The following is a 16,821-nucleotide window of genomic DNA, read 5'->3' on the forward strand; positions in this document are numbered from 1 at the left end:
GCCAACCACAATATCTGTCTTCACGACGGAACTGCCTCATCTGTCGCGCTACAATTCCTCCATCATTTCTCGGAAGAACGAGAGGGATTTCTCCATCGTTTCGGCACCGCTTCTCGAGCGGAGCTGGGCTCCCTATTGGCCGAATCCGACCCCGAGCTTTTCTACAAGGGCTTGCTTCGAGTCGCCGGCCGCGAGCAGCAGGCCGGGCATGAATCCAACGCCGCTTTGCTCTACCAAGGAGTCGCCCAGTTGGCCGCCGGCGAAACGGTGGAGCTGGCCAAGCGGCGTTTGGCCGTCTTGAATGATGGCGGTCAAATGGGCGACCGGGCCGAATACTTGCTTTCCCGATTCGTCAGCGAGGTCACCGACCCGGCACCTTTGTTGGCGATGGGTGCGGCCGGGCTGGCCTTTCGAGTGGCCCGCGGTGCGGCTTTGGCCCGCTTGCTGGAGTTGCCGAGCGGGGCTTTGACCCGGGGAGCGGCTGCCCGGGCTCTGGCTGGAGTCGGCGGGTTCGCGGCCGAGGTTCCAGTCTTCAGCGCCGCGACGCGGACGGCCCAGGCTGCGCTGGGCCATGATTTGGACTGGAGCGCCGCGGCCTTGAAGGGCGAGCTGAGCCATAGCTTTCTTTTCCTCGGCGCCATTAAGACGGTGGGCGCCGCCGGCCGAAGCCTGCAGCGTTCGATCGGCGCCGGACCTCGTGGCTCCGCCGCCTTGGCCCAGGCTAGCCTCTTCGGCGGCATCTACGCGGGCCAAGCCTTGGAAGAGGCCGCCGGCTTCCGGCCGCCGCGGGGCGGGGCCACGGCCCTGGTCGACTCCTTGGGACTCTTCCTGACCTTCAACGCGGCCGGCCGCTTGAGCCGTTCGCTGCTCGGCTCGCGCTTTGCGGCTTGGGAAAGGGAATTGGATCTTCGCTCCGAAATTTTAGGGCGCCAAGGTCCGAGCCTCATGGCTCCCGGCTTAAGCATGGCGGTCGCGACGACGGGGACCAACGGCGTTTCTTCGATGGGCGCGACCCGGGATTTTTTTCCCAGCGCTGTCCAAATGACCAACGGATCGCGGGGCGACCTGCCCCGGCTGCCCCCAATACCCCGGCCATCCTCGAGCTACCCTCCGCGCAGCTCCGATATTTTTCCCAACGGAAAGGCGCCGGGCATCATCAAGGTGGCCCCGCCGCCCGAACAAATTCAAGAAATTCTCAGCTTGCTGCTTCCCCATCAAAGCGTCGATCCCGAGGCCTTGGTCCGGGCCGGCCGCTTGCTCAATTGGCTGATGCCCGACGACCGTCACGTCTTGATACGGCATGCCTTGGAGGCGGCGACGCCCGACGTCATTGTCAACCGGCTCACCGCAATGGCGACTCAGTCGAAGGACCGTTCCACCGCGGTTCATGCCTTGCGCTTGCTCCTTATTTTGCAGACCGGCGACAAGAAAGTTGAGTATCGGGAAATGCTCCTGGCCATGGAGACCATCGGCAAGGCGCTCTCGCCGCGGCCGGCTAGCTCGAAGCAGTCGGACAGCTCGGAGAAGCCGGAAGTCTCGGCGGCCCTTCGTTGGAATGTCCGGGAATCGCGGTTTTGCCATGCCCTCGACGGAGTCATTACCGAGGCCGGGCAGCGACGGAGCACTTTGGCTTTCGAAATGGAATTGGGCCATTTGGTTCGCGGCGGATTCTCGAGTCCCTTGTTGGACAACCTCCTGCATTTCTCGCTGGAATTGCGCAGCCCCAAGGCCCGTTACACGCTGGCGAACAGCTTGGTTTGGATGGCTTGGAAGCAAGAGGCCAAGCGAGGCCCGATCCGCGAGTTCATGGTCGGTTATTACCTCGTCGACCGCTTGGTCGAAACCGGCAACCTGACTCAAGCGGCGGCGGCCTCCCGATTTTTTCTGACCCGCAGCCAAAATTGGGAAAAAACGGCCTTTCCGAAAGACTTTCGCCTTTTCCTCCGCGAACGGCTGGCCTTCCAAGAAGCGACGGTCGCCAAGTATGCCGATGTGCTTAAAAATGCCCATCCCCAGGGAATGCACGAATATTACGAGCTTCACGCTTTCGGCGACCGCCACCTGCCGGAGCCTTGGGGCTTGATCTCGGGCCTGCGCGACCATGCCGCCTTGCTCGAAGGTCACCGCGGTGGCCCCGCCAAGGAAGCGGTCAACCGGCGGCTTCAGGTGGCCGCGACATTGATGCGCGACATGGTGCTGGACCCCTTGATTTCCAAGGCGCTGCATGCCTCGCCTCAGCTGAGCTTCTCGCGGCAAGGGCTTTTGGATTTGGTGGAGGACCTTCCGGCGCGATCCCGGGTCGAGTCGCAGGAGCCGCTCCAGGCGATCTTCAATGCCCTGATATCGCGCGGGGAATGGAGCGAGGCCTACCGCCTGCTCGATGCCGTCTATCACATGCAGGTGGCCGATCCCATGCTGCTCCGGCAGGTCCACGCCTCGATGGTGATGGAGCTGGACATCGCCCAGCACCGGGCGGCCGAGAAGCCGGAATACGGTCTTCTCGAGGTCCACATGAAGCGCTTCAACGCTTTCGAGTCGCGGTTTTTTTAGGCATTTATTCCGCAACTCTCGGCGGGTCTTTCCGAATTTTTTTTATTCCGAATATGAGTGCCATCGATTTCGAGCCACGCTTTCAACGAGAAAGGGCGGCGCTAGCCGCCGAGGCCGATCCCGAGCTTCGCGCCGAGGGCCTGCTGAACCTGGCCTCGCGCGAGGAGAGGCGGGGCAGGGCCGACCTTGCCCTGAGCATCTACTCGAGCCTGGGCGATCCGGCGTCGCCGGATTACGTTGCCGGGGTGGCCGATCGCGCCCGGCGGAGAAGCGGGGCCTTGGGCGGCGAGGGCCGATTCGGCGACCGCTTCGAGGTTTTCACCCGCAATTTTTTCGCGCAAGCCAGCGATCCGGCTTTACTGCTGGGCATGGGCGTGGCCGGCGGCTTGGGCACGGCCCTGCGTTTCGGCGCCCTCAGCCGCTTGGCGGCTTCACCGGCCGCTTGGTGGAGCCGGGGGCTCGGCGCTCGAGCCCTGGCCTCGACCGGGGCCTGGCTCTTGGAGGCTCCGGCCTTCACCGTTGCGACGCGCCTCGGTCGAAGGGCCTTGGGATCGGATCATTCCACTTCCTTGCCTTGGAGGGATGAGCTTCTCTCCGGCTACCTGATGCTGGGCGCGCTCAAGCTGGCCGGGGCCGCGGTCGGGCCGTTGACCAGTCGGCTGCCATCCTTCACGGCCGGGACCTTGCGACTGGGCTCCCAACTCGGCGCCCTGATGCTGACTCATCGGGCCGAGATCGGTCTCGGCCTGCGGTCTTCCGCTTCGGCCGACCAGATCCTGGCCGAATCCTTGGGCACCTTGCTGCATTTCCACGTTTCGGGACGATTGAGCGGGGCCCTGTTCGGTCCAGGCTATGCCCAAGCCTTGCAGGGCTTGGAGCTGCGCTCTCGAGACTTGGCCGTTTCGAGCCTGCCGCCGCGACCCTTTCCCTGGCTCGGCTCGCCGGCATACGCCGCCGCCGGTCCGCGGATTGAAACGGCCGGGCCCCGGAGCGAAGCCGGGGCCAGACCGCCGGTTCTGCAGATGTCGGCTCTGCCCAAGGATGGCGAGGCCTCACCGGGGCCGGGCCGGCCGGCTTTGGGGAGCGGCGATTTCTCGGTGCAGGAGGTCCCGAACGTCCCTCGAATGGCGGTGGAGCAGATCGTCCGTCAAGTCGAGCCGGAATTCTTCGAGCCCGAGCTGATGGAGAGCCTGCTCTCCCGGAAGCGGCCTTGGAACGAAGCTTACCGCCGCGAAGTCGAAAGGGAGCTACGGCAATACCTGAACGAAGACGGCTTGCCGACCTACGCCTTGCAGCATGAAAAGGTGCAGCGCTATCTGGGCCAGGTCTGGCGGAATTCGCGGGAGCCGGGAACGCCTTTCTCGTCCGAGGCCCAGGCCGCGCTCGCCGAAATCGGAGCGGCCCGGGTTTTTCTCCGCGATTTCCGATTCTCCGACGGCACTCACTTCGCGCCTTCGCCTTTCCTCCGCTCGGCCGGACTTTCGGCCGATTTGGGAAGGGATTTCTTTTTCCTCAGCGACATCGGGCGGACCACCGGCTCCTTCAAGGAGCGCGGCGCCCTGGTCGAGGTGCGGAAGGCCGCCTTGGAGGGAGTGCTTCACGTCGTGACCGCCTCCCACGGCAATCACGGCTTGGCGGTGGCCTTGGCCGCGCGGAAACTGGGCCTCCGCAGCACCGTCGTGGTTCCCGACACCACGCCGCAGGTGAAGGTCGAGCGGCTTCGCTCGCTCGGCGCGACCGTCGTCAGCACCGGCGAGAAACCCTGGCGCGGTTACGAAGAGGCCCGCGATTGGGCCGTCCAATACGTTCTGGAGCGCAACCTCCACTTGCGGGAACGGCTCGAGCTCGATCCGGTCGCCCGCTACATCCATGGCTTCGAAGACGTGATCCCGGGGCAGGGCGTGGCGGCCTACGAGATTCTCGAAGCGTTGAACCGCCTGCCGGTGGCCCAGCGCGAAAGCCTTTCCCGCGCTACATTCTTGGTCCCGACCGGCGGCGGCGGCTTGGCGGCCGGGTTGGCGACGGTGCTCAAGGCCGAATTGCCCCAGGCCCGCGTCATCGGGGTCCTCTCCGAGGAAGCTCCCGCGATGCATCTTTCCTTGATCGATGGGCGGCGCAGCGAGGTCTTTCTCAACGCCAAGAGCCTTTGCGACAGCGGGATCGGCTTGACGATTCCCGGCGCCCGGGCCTTCCGGCTGCTTTCGGAGCTGCTCGACGGCTCCTTGCCAGTGAGCGACGCGTGGGTGGGTGAGGCGATGCGCCGAATCTACCGCCATGAGGGGCTGAAGGTGGAGGGCGGGGCGGCCACCGGGCTGGCCGCCGTCCTGAGCGGCCGCCTCTCCGAATGGGGCGTGGCGCCGGAGGCCCCGATCGTCACCGTTTTTACCGGGGGAAACATCGATTCTTCCCGCCATGCCGATGTCATGGCCGGCCGAGAAGCGGCCCTTCCGAGCCCGCCGCCCCAGCGCTAAATGTCCCAAAAAACTAAGGCCTTGACGACGCCGGACCGAGGATCTTATTAGCCTAGCTCGGCTTTTTTTAGGAGACCCTATGTATCGTTATCGCCTCATGGCCCCCGGTCCCACGCCCGTCCCCGAATCGGTTTTGACCAAGATGGCCCTGCCCATCATCCACCACCGCACCGAAGCTTTCGAAAAGGTCGTTGCCGAGGTCCGGGAAGGCCTGAAGTGGCTCTACCAGACCAAGAATGAGGTTTTGATCTTCGCCGCCAGCGGCACCGGCGCCATGGAAGGCGCCGTCGTCAACCTGCTTTCGAAGAGTGACAAGGCTCTCGTGGTCGACGGCGGAAAGTTCGGCGAGCGCTGGTGGAAAATCTGCAAGGCTTACGGCATCGCCCACGACGTCATCAAGGTGGAGTGGGGCCAAGCCGTCGATCCCAAGATCATCGAGCAGAAGCTGAAAGAGAACGACTACCGCGCCGTTTTCATGCAGGCTTCCGAGACCTCGACCGGCGTGGGTCATCCGGTGAAGGCCGTCGCCGACTTGGTGAAGAGCTATCCCAACACCGCCCTGGTCGTCGACGCGATCACCGCTCTCGGGGTCATCGACATCCCCACCGATCAGTGGGGCATCGACGTCCTCATCACCGGTTCGCAGAAAGCCCTCATGCTGCCGCCGGGCCTGGCCTTCGCTTCGGTCAGCCCCAAGGCCCTAGCCCTCTGCGAGAAGAGCGACTTGCCTAAGTTCTATTTCGACTTCAAGCGCGAGCTGAAATCGATCCAGGAGAACACCACCGCCTGGACGCCGGCCGTCTCGCTGATCATCGGCCTCCAAGAGGTGCTGCGGATGATGAAGGCCGAAGGCCTCGAGCATCTTTTCAAGCGCCATGCGATCCAAGCCAAGGCGACTCGCGAGGGGCTCAAGGCGATGGGTCTCAAGCTTTTCGCGCCTGATGCGCCTTCCGATGCGGTCACCGCCGCTTACTCGCCGGAGGGGATGGACGCCGGCAAGATCGTCAAGGCGCTCAAGAACCAATTCAACATGACCATCGCCGGCGGCCAGGACCAGGCCAAGGGCAAGATCTTCCGCATCGGCCACCTCGGCTATTACGACCCGATGGACATCCTCAACGTCCTGGCCGCGGTCGAATCGGCGCTCATCAAGAACGGCCATAGCATCGTCCCGGGAGTGGGGCTAGGTGCGGCGATGAAAGTATTAATGGAGGGGTGAAACGTTTCATATGCCTAAAGTTCTAGTCAGTGACAAACTCAGCGAAGAAGGCCTGCGCATCCTGCGGGCCGGCGCCGGCCTCGAGGTCGACGTCAAGACCGAGCTCAAGCCCGAGGAGCTGGAAAAGATCATCGGCGATTACGAAGCCTTGATCATTCGCTCCAACACCAAGGTGACGGCCTCCCTTCTCGAGAAGGCCAAGAAGCTCAAGATCGTCGGCCGCGCCGGCATCGGCGTCGACAACGTCGATTGTCCGGCCGCCAGCAAGTACGGCATCATCGTCGAGAACACGCCGAGCGGCAATGCGACCACGACCGCCGAGCAGGCCATCGCCATGCTTTTCTCGGTTTCGCGGATGATCCCTCAAGCGACCATGTCGATGAAAGAGGGGAAATGGGACAAGAAGAGCTTCGTCGGCCGCGAGCTGACCAATAAGGTCTTGGGCGTCGTTGGGGTCGGCAACATCGGCAAGATCGTCGCCGACCGGGCTCTGGGTCTCAAAATGAAGGTGATCGGTTTCGATCCTTTCCTCACGCCCGAGGCCGCGACCCAGATGGGCATCGAGCTGGTCGGGCTCGAAGACCTCTTCCGCCGGGCCGATTACATCACGGTCCACGTGCCGCTGACCGACAAGACCCGCAACCTCATCAATAAAGATTCCTTCGCGATCATGAAGAAGGGCGTCTTCCTGATCAATTGCGCCCGCGGCGGCATCGTCAACGAGGCCGATCTGCTGCAGGCGCTGGAAGAGGGGAAAGTGGCCGGCGCCGGTCTCGACGTCTTCGAGAAGGAGCCGCCGGCAGCGGACTCGGCCCTGGTGAAGCATCCGCGGGTTGTTTGCACGCCGCACCTCGGCGCCTCGACCGACGAAGCCCAGCTCAACGTCGCCATCGAGGTGGCCGAGCAGGTCGTCAATTACTTCGCCACCGGCGAGGTCAAAAATGCCGTCAATTTTCCCAGTATTTCCGGTGAATTAGCCAAGATTCTGAAGCCGTATCTTTCGCTCACGGAAAAGATGGGCTTGCTCCAAGGCCAGCTGGCCGAAGGCACGCCTCAGCAGATCACCATCGAGTACACCGGCGAGATCGCCAAGTACCCGGTGGCGCCAATGACGGTCTGCGTGCTCAAGGGCTTGCTCGAGCCGATGCTCGACAACGTGAGCGTCAACTACGTCAACTCGCCGGTCATCGCGAAGGAGCGGGGCATCAAGGTGGTCGAGTCGAAGGTCCAAGACACCCAGGACTTCGCCAGCCTGATCACGGTGACGCTGGAAACCAGCAGCGGCATCCGCCGGGTTTCGGGCACCATCTTCGGCAAGACCAACCCGCGCCTGGTCCGGATCGACAATTTCTATCTCGAGGCCGTGCCCGAGGGCACCATCTTGGTGGTTCGCAACCAGGATCGTCCCGGCGTCATCGGCAACATCGGGACCTTGCTCGGCAAGAATAGCGTCAACATCTCGCGGATGCAGCTCGGTCTCAATCGCGACAGCGGCGAGGCTCTGGCCCTCTATAATATCGACGGCCACGCGCCGGAGCAGGTCCTGAACGAGCTAAAGGCTTTGCCCAATATCCTCTCGGTCAAGGAAGTGCGACTCTAATGGCCAACGTCGTCATCGTCGGGACCCAGTGGGGCGACGAGGGAAAAGGCAAGATCGTCGATTTCTTCACCGCTCACGCCGATGCGGTCGTCCGTTTTCAAGGCGGAAACAATGCCGGCCACACCCTAGTGGTCGATGGACAGAAGACCATCCTCCATCTGATCCCTTCCGGCGTGCTCCATCCAAAGAAAATTTGCGTCATCGGCAACGGCGTCGTCGTCGATCCCAAGGTCCTGCTCCACGAGATCGCGACCTTGAAGAAGGCCGGCTACCTCAAGAAGAACGAAAATTTGCGGATCAGCCACTTGGCCCATCTGATCATGCCCTACCATCAGGCCGTCGATTTGCTGCGGGAGAAGGCCAAGGGCGATGCCAAGATCGGGACCACCGGCCGGGGCATCGGGCCCTGCTACGAGGACAAGGTGGCCCGGCGGGGCATCCGAATGGCCGAGTTCGTCGAGCCCGACCTCTTCGAGGCCCGGCTGAAGGGGCTGCTGCCCGAGCGCAATGCCTATATCCAGGCGGTTTTGGGCGGCGAGCCGGTCTCGCTCGAGGCCTTGCTCCGGGAATATCTGCCGCTGGCCAAAGCCGTGAAGCCTTACATCGCCGACGTCGGGGAGCTGCTCCAGGCTTGGATCGCCAAGGACAAGAAGCTGCTCTTCGAGGGAGCCCAAGGCACCAGCCTCGACGTCGATCATGGGACTTATCCCTACGTCACCTCCAGCAACACCGTGGCCGGCTACGCTTCCTGCGGCAGCGGGCTGGGTCCGACTCAGATCGACCAAGTGGTGGGGATCGCCAAGGCCTATACCACCCGGGTCGGCAGCGGGCCTTTCCCCACCGAATTGAACGATGCCACCGGCGAATATCTCCGGCAGCAGGGCGGCGAGTTCGGCTCGACCACCGGCCGCCCGCGGCGTTGCGGCTGGCTCGACCTGGTGGTGATCCGCCACGCGATGCGGGCCAACGGCCTGACCTCGCTGGTGATGACCAAGCTCGACGTCTTGAGCGGCCTGAAAAAAATCAAAGTGTGCACCGGTTACCGATTGGGCGGCAAATTGCTGAAAACGATTCCGGCCACGGTCGAGGCCTTGGATCGGGTGAAGCCGGTTTACCAGGAGTTTCCCGGTTGGCCGGAGGACCTCACTCAGGTCACCCGCTGGAAGCAAATGCCCAAGGCCGCCAAGAGCTACGTCGAGAAGGTCGAAAAAATGCTCGACCTCCCCATCGTCTCGGTTTCGGTCGGACCTTCGCGCCAGCAGCACATCGTCCTCAAAAATCCCTTCAAATAATATCCGCGCCGGGATCGGGTTTCAGTCCATTGGCGATCAAAACCGCTTGGGAACGCGAATGAATCCCCAATTTCTTAAGGATATGGGCTACATGGGAGCATACCGTCGGCATCGACACGAAAAGTCGCTGGCTGATCTCCTTGTTGCTCAACCCCAAAGCAATCAAGTTGAGCACTTGGGTCTCGGCCGATGTGAGTCGATGGCGCGTCGCGGCTTCGGCGAGCGGCGGAGAGATCTCGGGGTCCTCCAATTCGGCGACCACAAAGTAGTCTCCTCTTCGGGAGCGGGTCAAGCGCAGCTCCGCCCGAATGAGGGACCGGTCTTTCCGCGGGATGGCCACCGAGGAGAACGGGAATAAAGAGACCGGCCTTTCGCCCACGAGGGCCCCCAGGCGCCGCGCGCCTTCGGCCAGGAGGCCAGGCACCGGATCCGGCGCGTTGGGATTTAAATGGACCAAGGCCGCCGCTCGTTCCGAAGCCCACAAAAGAGCGCCCCTCAGGTCGAGAGCGATCTTCGGCCGAGGATTGGACTCCAGCATCGAGTCGAGAAAGGATTGCAAGCGAAGCTGCTTGTCGAGACGTTCGCTTCGCCGCACCAAGGCCCCCAGCGCGGGGAGGAAAGTCGCCATGGTCTTTAATTCGCGGTTCTTAAAATCGGGTTGCCGGTGGTTCCGGGCCAGCACTATTCCGATCATCCCCGGTTCAGGGCTTGTATTTTCGCTGGCCGAAAGATGGACGAAGTAGTCCATCTCGTAGCGGGTGGTGCATTCCCGGTGGGCGGGATGGCGGAAGTAATACTCTTTCCATTCCGGGACGTCGGACATCCTTAGGACTCGGGGAGGCTTGCGGTGCAAAGCTCGCTGCAAAGGATCGTCGGAATAGAAATGCGCGACATAGATCCGGTTGGCCTCGCATAATTTGCCGGAAATCGGAGTGAGTTTGCCGGTCTCGTCATATCGAAAGACCAGGGACGTGCTCGTATCGAAGAGGCGGTCGAGCAAGGGCAAGACGTCCTTGCCCAAATCCTCCACCGACACGGCTTCGAAAGAGGCACGCAGGATGTTGTCGATTAGCCGCTTTTCTTCCCCGCTTGTCCGCATGCGGTTCCTTACGGGGCCTATTTTAGAAGCCGGGTGCCTCTCGATCAAGGAATTACTAGCCCCCATCTCCCTTCAATGCTTAAATCCGGCCATGGAAGGAGAAAGAGGAGTGAATCCGATCACCGATGTCACCCGGCCGCTCCAGCGCCGGGCCAACCGATATTTCCATGATTACCAAGAGAAGCTGAGCGGCGACGCGACCGAGCGCTTTCTTGCCGGGGTCCTCGAGGAGGTTCAGCGGGCCGCGAGCTTGGCCGATTGGGAAAAGGCCCTCGGCCGCTGGAACGAGGTCAAGGCCCACATCGAGACCCACTTCGAGCTGGTCCAGCTGGCCTTTCAGCGCTTCACCGAGGATCCGGCCGTCGAGGCCGAAGAGAAGCGTTTGCGGGAGGAGGTCGAGCCGGTTTATTCGGTGTGGAACGCCAAGGTCCGCGAAAAATTCCTGGCCTCGCCGGAGCGCCCGAGCCTCGAGGCCAAGCACGGCAAGCAATATTTCGCCCAGCTCCAGCTGGCTCAAGACTCCTTCGATCCGCGGAACGTCGCGATCGAGACCAAGATCAACGAAGTGCTGGCCGAGTACACCAAGCTCAGCGGCGGAGCCTACTTCGAGGTCGAGGGAAAGAAGTACCCGCTGGCCCACATCAAGAAATTCTCCTCCTCGCCCAAGGCCGAGCTGCGTCGCGACAGTTACAAGAGCTACACCGGCTGGTTCCTCAAGAATAAGCCCGAGCTGGAGGGGATCTACGACCGGCTGATCGGCTTCCGCGACGAGATGGGCAAGACCAAGGGCCACCGCGATTTCATCCCGCTGGCCTATCAAAAGATGCGCCGTCTCGACTACGGGCCTTCCGAGGTGGCTTCGCTCCGCGAGCAGATCCGGGAGGTCCTGGTGCCGCTGGCCGCCAAGATCCGGGCCACCCAGGCCAAGGATTTAGGCTTGGCCAAGGTGATGGCCTGGGACATGGATTATTTTCCGGCCTGGAAGCTCGGCGACATGAAAGTGCCGATCGAGGCTCAGCCCGCGACGGCCCTCAAGATCTATGAGCGGCTTTCGCCCAAGCTGGCCGAGCATTTCCGGCGGATGATGGATTGGCAGCTCATCGACGTTCCGGCGCGGCCGGGCAAGGCCCCCGGCGCCTTTTGCACCGGCTTCTACGACTATCGGGTGCCTTATATTTTTCTGAACAGCGTCGGCGAGTCCTCGGACTTGACGACTTTGCTCCACGAGAGCGGCCACGCCTTCCAAGCTTGGGAGAGCCGGGACATCGAGCTCTTGGAGCTGAGCCATCCGACCTTGGAGGCTTGCGAGGTTCACTCGATGGGCATGGAGTTCCTGGCCCATCCCTACTATGAGGAGTTCTATTCGCCGCAGGACGCCAACTTGCTTAAGCAGCGGCATCTGGCCGAAAGCATCCTGATCCTGCCCTACATCGCCATGGTCGACGAGTTCCAGCACCTGGTTTACTCCGGCCAAGCCAAGGGCGAGAAGGGGCGGGAAGAGGCCTGGCAGGACCTCGAGGACAAATACGCGCCCGGCGTCGATTTCGGCGACTTGGCCGAGTGGAAGCGCAACCGCTGGCTGCGGCAGCTCCACATTTTCCAAGTTCCCTTCTATTATATCGACTACGCCATCGCCCAGATCGGCGCCTGGCAGCTTTGGGCCCAGAGCCTGGAGGACAAGGGGGCGGCGATGGAAAATTACCTCGAGCTTTGCCGGCTCGGCGGGACTCTGCCGCTCAAGGCCTTCTTCAAGGCCGGGCGCCTGGCCTTGCCCTTCGAGCCGGGAATGCTTCGCGAGCTGGTGGGAAGGTTGCCCGAGCCATGAGCGAATCCTCTTCGATCGAGAATGTCTTCCACGAGGAGCGGAGCTTCGAGCCCTCGCCGCCGCCGGGCATGGAGCTTCGATTCAAGGATCTGGCCGACTATCGGCGAGCTTACGAAGCTTCGATCCGAGATCCCGAGGCCTTTTGGGAAAAGATTGCGGAAGGCTTCTCCTGGTCCAAGAAGTGGGGGCGAGTCCTGCGTTACGATTGGAAGAAAGAGTTCCAGGTCGCTTGGTTCGAGGGCGGCCAAACCAATCTCAGCGTCAATGCCCTCGACCGCCATTTGAAGGAAAAGGCCGACAAGGTCGCCTTGATTTGGGAGGGCAACCAGCCGGGTGAATCCCGCCAGCTCACTTTCGCCGAGCTCCATCGCGAGGTCGGTCGTTTGGCCAACGCCCTCAAGGCACTGGGCGTCCGCAAGGGCGATCGGGTTGCGGTCTACATGGGGATGGTTCCGGAGCTGGCGATGACCCTGCTGGCCTGCGCCCGGATCGGCGCGATTCACAATGTCATCTTCGGCGGCTTCTCGGTCGACTCGCTGAAGAACCGGATCCTGGATTGCCAGGCGGGCTTTTTGGTCACGGCCGACGGCCTGTTCCGCGGCGAAAAGACGGTTCCGCTGAAGCCCGTCGCCGACAAGGCCTGGGAGGCTTGCGAGGCCGAAGGCCACAAACCCATCGCTTGCCTGGTCCTCCAGCGCACCGGCGAAGCCGTCGAGATGGAGGATGGCCGGGACTATTGGTGGCACGAATGGGTGCCGCGGCAGGACGAGCATTGCGAGCCCGAGGCGATGGATGCCGAGGATCCGCTGTTCATTCTCTATACCAGCGGCTCGACCGGCAAACCCAAAGGCGTTGTCCACACGACCGGCGGCTACATGGTTCAAGTGGCGACGACCTTCAAATACGTCTTCGATTATCGCGAGGAAGATGTCTTTTGGTGCACCGCCGACATCGGCTGGGTCACCGGTCACAGCTATTTGGTCTACGGTCCCTGGCTCAATGGAGCCACCGTCCTGATGTTCGAGGGAATTCCGACCTATCCGGGACCGGATCGTTTTTGGGAAGTCATCGATCGCCACCGGGTTTCGATTTTTTACACCTCGCCGACCGCGATCCGTTCGCTGATGCGATCCGGCGAGGCTCCGGTGCGGAAACACTCGCTCCAGTCGCTGCGAATTTTAGGCAGCGTCGGCGAGCCGATCAACCCCGAAGCCTGGGTTTGGTATTACAAAGTCATCGGCCAGGAGCGTTGTCCCATCGTCGATACCTGGTGGCAGACCGAGACCGGGGCCATCATGGTCAGCCCGATCCCCTTTGCGATGGCGCTCAAGCCGGGCTCGGCCGGTCTGCCTTTCTTGGGAGTCCAGACCGAGGTCTTGAACGAGCAGGGTCAGCCGGTGAAGGCGGGCGAGGGCGGCCTGCTCGCGATCACGGCGCCTTGGCCCTCGATGATCCGCGGCGTTTGGGGTCAGCCCGGGCGGGTGATGGAAACTTATTTCAGCAAGTTCGCCGGAAAGTACTTTGCCGGCGACGGCGTGCGCTTCGACGGCGAAGGTTATGCCTGGTTTCTCGGGCGGATGGACGACGTCCTCAAGATTTCAGGCCACCGGCTCGGCACGGCCGAGCTGGAAAGCGCTTTCGTGAAGAACCCGGCGGTCGCCGAGGCCGCGGTGGTGGGCTATCCCCATCCGGTCAAGGGCGAGGGCATCTACGCCTTTTTGACCCTGAAGGAAGGCAGCGAGCCTGGGCGCAATCTGCGCCGCGAGCTGATCCAGCAAATCGCCTCCGAGGTCGGCGCGATCGCCAAGCCCGATCACATCCAGTTCACGCCGGCTTTGCCCAAGACCCGCAGCGGCAAGATCATGCGACGCATCCTTCGCAAGATCGCCGCCGGCGACACCGAGCAGCTGGGGGACACCACCACCTTGGCCGATCCCGGCGTCGTTGACGAGTTGCTCAAGGGCGCGATGGCCGAACGCGAAGAAAAATAATTACCCCCCCTTTGAAAAAGGGGGGCTGGGGGGATTTCCCAGCCTTTGCAAACCACCATGGAATCTTACAATCGCCTAAAACACGAAAAATCGCCTTACCTGCTTCAACACAAGGACAACCCGGTCCACTGGCATGCCTGGGGCGAAGAGGCTTTCGCCGCCGCCCGCGCCGGCGGCAAGCCGATCTTCCTCAGCATCGGATATTCGACCTGCCATTGGTGCCACGTCATGGAGCACGAGTCCTTCGAGGACCCGGAAGTTGCCGACCTGCTGAACCGCGAATTCATCGCCATCAAGGTCGACCGCGAGGAGCGGCCCGATGTCGACGACATCTACATGAGCGCCGTCCACGCCATGCGCCAGCGTGGCGGCTGGCCGCTCAGCATGTTCTTGACCCCCGACCTCAAGCCCTTTTACGGCGGGACATATTGGCCCAAGGCTCTGTTCATGAACATCCTCTCCCAAGTCTCCAAGGTTTGGCGAGAGCAGCCCGGCCAGGTCCGGGAGACCGGCGAGTCCATCGTCGAATACCTAAAAATGCAGAAGATCGACGATGCTCCCGAGAAGCCGCTCGACGCCGAAGTCTTCGACCGCTTTTTACGCCAATGCCTGCTCAGCTTCGACCAGGAGTGGGGCGGCTTTGGCCAGGCGCCGAAATTCCCCCACGCCATGCAGCTCGCGATGCTCCTCCGGATTCATCGCCGCAACGGGGATGCTCGGGCCTTGGAGATGGTCAAGCTGACCTTGGACAAAATGGCCCGAGGCGGGATCTACGACCACCTCGGCGGCGGTTTCGCCCGCTATTCGACCGACGAAAAGTGGCTCATTCCCCATTTCGAAAAGATGCTCTACGACAACGCCCAGTTGGCGGCGGCCTACCTCGAGGCTCATCAAGCCACCGGCGATCCGATGTTCCGCGAAGTCGCTCGCGAAACCTTGGACTACGTGCTTCGCGCGATGAGCCATCCCGAAGGCGGGTTCTATTCGGCTGAAGACGCCGATAGCGAAGGGGAGGAGGGCAAGTTCTATGTCTGGACCTTCGAGGAGCTGCGCTCGTTGCTCGATTCCGACGCCTTCGATCGCCTGAGCCAAGTCTACCAAGTGAAGCCCGGCGGCAACTTCGAGTACGGTCACAGCGTGCTTTGGCTGGCTCCGGAATACAGCTGGGCCGAGAAGCAAGAACCGATTCTGGCCGGAGCCATGGCCAAGCTCTTTCAAATTAGGGAAGCAAGGATTCATCCTCATCTCGACGACAAGATCCTCACCGCTTGGAACGGACTGATGATCCGGGCGATGGCGCTGGGCTATCAGGTGTTGGGCGAAGCCAAATACCTCGAGGCCGCCCATCGAGCCGCTGCCTTCCTCCGCGGGAAGCTCTGGGAGAAAGGCAAGCTCCTGGCCCGCTATCGCGACGGCGAAGGGCGCTTCGCGGCGCGGCTTGACGACTATGCCTATCTCATTCAGGGACTGATCGATCTCTATGAATCCGATTTCCGGCCCGAGACCTTGGTTTGGGCTTTGGAGCTGCAGGACCGGCAATTCGAGCTATTCTGGGACGAGAAGGGCGGCGGTTTCTTTTTCACCGACGGCTTGGATTCCAGCCTGCTGGTCCGAGGCAAGGAGGGGATGGACGGCGCCCTGCCCAACGCCAATGCCGTCAGCGCTTGGAATCTCCTTCGCCTTCACGGCCTGACCTACGAAGATCGCTTTCATGACCGAGCCGACCGGATCTTCCGGACTTTCTCCGCTCTGCTCAGCGACTATCCGACGGCATTCTCGACGCTGCTCATCGCCTACGACTATCGAAGCGCTTCGCCTTGGGAGCTGGCGATCGTCAACCAAGCTTCCGACGGGAAGGCTTCGGCTTTTCTCCAAAAGCTCCGCACGGCCTTTCACCCTCACGTGAGTCTGGCCTGCGCGGAAGCCGGCCAATATTTTCCGACCCTGCTCCGGGGGAAGGAGCTCCTCGAAGGCAGCACGGCCTTTTACCTTTGCCGCGACCGCAGCTGCGACCGGCCCCGCAAGGACCCCGAAGAAGCCTGGAAGGCCCTCGGTCTGGTCGCCCCTTCTGGGGAATAGGATCCCACCGCCTCCGCCCGATGCGGGTATTCACCCCCCAATTTCATCATTCAGCCTCCGGTGCCCTTCCCGGGTTATGGCATAACTTATTGTAATTAATAGTTATTTTTAATAACGCCCTGCGGCTCCTTTGGCACACGGCTTGCTTTGTTTACGGCTAGAAAGGGGACACGCAAGTGCAAAGCACCGCTACCGCCAGCAAAATCGAAGAATTCGTCGCTTACGACGAGCGCGGCCGTGCGGTGGTCCTTCGCAGCAACCGTCAGCCCAACCAAGAAGAAGCCGCTACCCCTGTCGAGAAGCCGGCCTTCACCAAGAACGACCCCAAGTCTCTCTTTGCCAAGGCGGCCCCGAGCAAGGGCGGTTCGATGAGCTTCTTCGTTGGCTTCTCGGAAGTGAAAGCGCGTTTCCAAGGCCAAGGCCGCTAATCATTCAAATTTATTAATAATATTAATTACTTGCGAAGAGTTCCGGCGCTTCAGCGGGGCCAGTCTTTCTTAAATGCCTAATTTGTGGAATCCTGCACCCAGCAATAGGAAACTTGAAGGTTCGAAGCGCCGAAAACATGGATGACTCCAGATACTCGAGGGCTCGAGGTTGAGGAGAACGGGGACAAGGAAATTCGGGGACGATCTTTTGCATTTATCCATTAAAAATCCTGAATTTACGCCATTTTCCGGTTCATCCCAAGCTGC

Annotated in this window: 10 protein-coding genes; 9 read left to right on the plus strand and 1 reads right to left on the minus strand. The window is 61.8% G+C overall.

Annotated elements, in window-relative coordinates; translation table 11 throughout:
* Positions 1-135: 135 nt before the first annotated feature.
* The 5 genes from VJR29_07815 to VJR29_07835 all read left to right on the plus strand — a co-directional run bounded on the left by VJR29_07815 (position 136) and on the right by VJR29_07835 (position 9,132).
* On the plus strand, positions 136-2,550 hold the full coding sequence (locus tag VJR29_07815) for a hypothetical protein (protein HKY63307.1): 2,415 nt from the start codon (positions 136-138) through the stop codon (positions 2,548-2,550).
* A 53-nt stretch (positions 2,551-2,603) separates the two neighbouring features.
* The gene (locus tag VJR29_07820) at positions 2,604-5,021 is read left to right on the plus strand and encodes a pyridoxal-phosphate dependent enzyme (protein ID HKY63308.1); all 2,418 of its coding nucleotides are present in this window, start codon (positions 2,604-2,606) and stop codon (positions 5,019-5,021) included.
* Positions 5,022-5,100: 79 nt separating this feature from the next.
* Positions 5,101-6,240, plus strand: coding sequence for an alanine--glyoxylate aminotransferase family protein (locus VJR29_07825; protein ID HKY63309.1), 1,140 nt, complete (start codon positions 5,101-5,103; stop codon positions 6,238-6,240).
* 10 nt (positions 6,241-6,250) lie between these two features.
* A complete protein-coding gene (gene serA / locus VJR29_07830; protein ID HKY63310.1) occupies positions 6,251-7,840 on the plus strand; it encodes a phosphoglycerate dehydrogenase in 1,590 nt (529 codons plus the stop codon).
* Positions 7,840-9,132 (plus strand): adenylosuccinate synthase, encoded by a 1,293-nt coding sequence (locus VJR29_07835; GenBank protein HKY63311.1) that lies wholly within the window; start codon positions 7,840-7,842, stop codon positions 9,130-9,132. The genes serA and VJR29_07835 overlap by 1 nt, the downstream gene beginning before the upstream one ends.
* Here the strand turns inward: VJR29_07835 and VJR29_07840 are convergent.
* Positions 9,125-10,231 carry a LuxR C-terminal-related transcriptional regulator gene (locus VJR29_07840; protein HKY63312.1) on the minus strand — a complete coding sequence of 369 codons (1,107 nt, stop codon included), beginning with the start codon at positions 10,229-10,231 and terminating at the stop codon, positions 9,125-9,127. The genes VJR29_07835 and VJR29_07840 overlap by 8 nt on opposite strands.
* Before the next feature lie 109 nt (positions 10,232-10,340).
* Between VJR29_07840 and VJR29_07845 the strand changes: the two genes are divergently transcribed.
* The 4 genes from VJR29_07845 to VJR29_07860 all read left to right on the plus strand — a co-directional run bounded on the left by VJR29_07845 (position 10,341) and on the right by VJR29_07860 (position 16,554).
* On the plus strand, positions 10,341-12,056 hold the full coding sequence (locus tag VJR29_07845; GenBank protein ID HKY63313.1) for a M3 family oligoendopeptidase: 1,716 nt from the start codon (positions 10,341-10,343) through the stop codon (positions 12,054-12,056).
* The gene (gene acs, locus VJR29_07850) at positions 12,053-14,047 is read left to right on the plus strand and encodes an acetate--CoA ligase (GenBank protein HKY63314.1); all 1,995 of its coding nucleotides are present in this window, start codon (positions 12,053-12,055) and stop codon (positions 14,045-14,047) included. Before VJR29_07845 ends, acs begins: the two co-directional genes overlap by 4 nt.
* A gap of 57 nt (positions 14,048-14,104) precedes the next feature.
* On the plus strand, positions 14,105-16,126 hold the full coding sequence (locus tag VJR29_07855) for a thioredoxin domain-containing protein (protein ID HKY63315.1): 2,022 nt from the start codon (positions 14,105-14,107) through the stop codon (positions 16,124-16,126).
* Positions 16,127-16,302: 176 nt separating this feature from the next.
* The gene (locus tag VJR29_07860; GenBank protein ID HKY63316.1) at positions 16,303-16,554 is read left to right on the plus strand and encodes a hypothetical protein; all 252 of its coding nucleotides are present in this window, start codon (positions 16,303-16,305) and stop codon (positions 16,552-16,554) included.
* Positions 16,555-16,821 lie beyond the last annotated feature (267 nt).

The sequence above is a fragment of the bacterium genome, from assembly GCA_035281585.1.
In the GTDB taxonomy this organism is placed as follows: Bacteria; UBA10199; UBA10199; order DSSB01; family DSSB01; genus DATEDP01.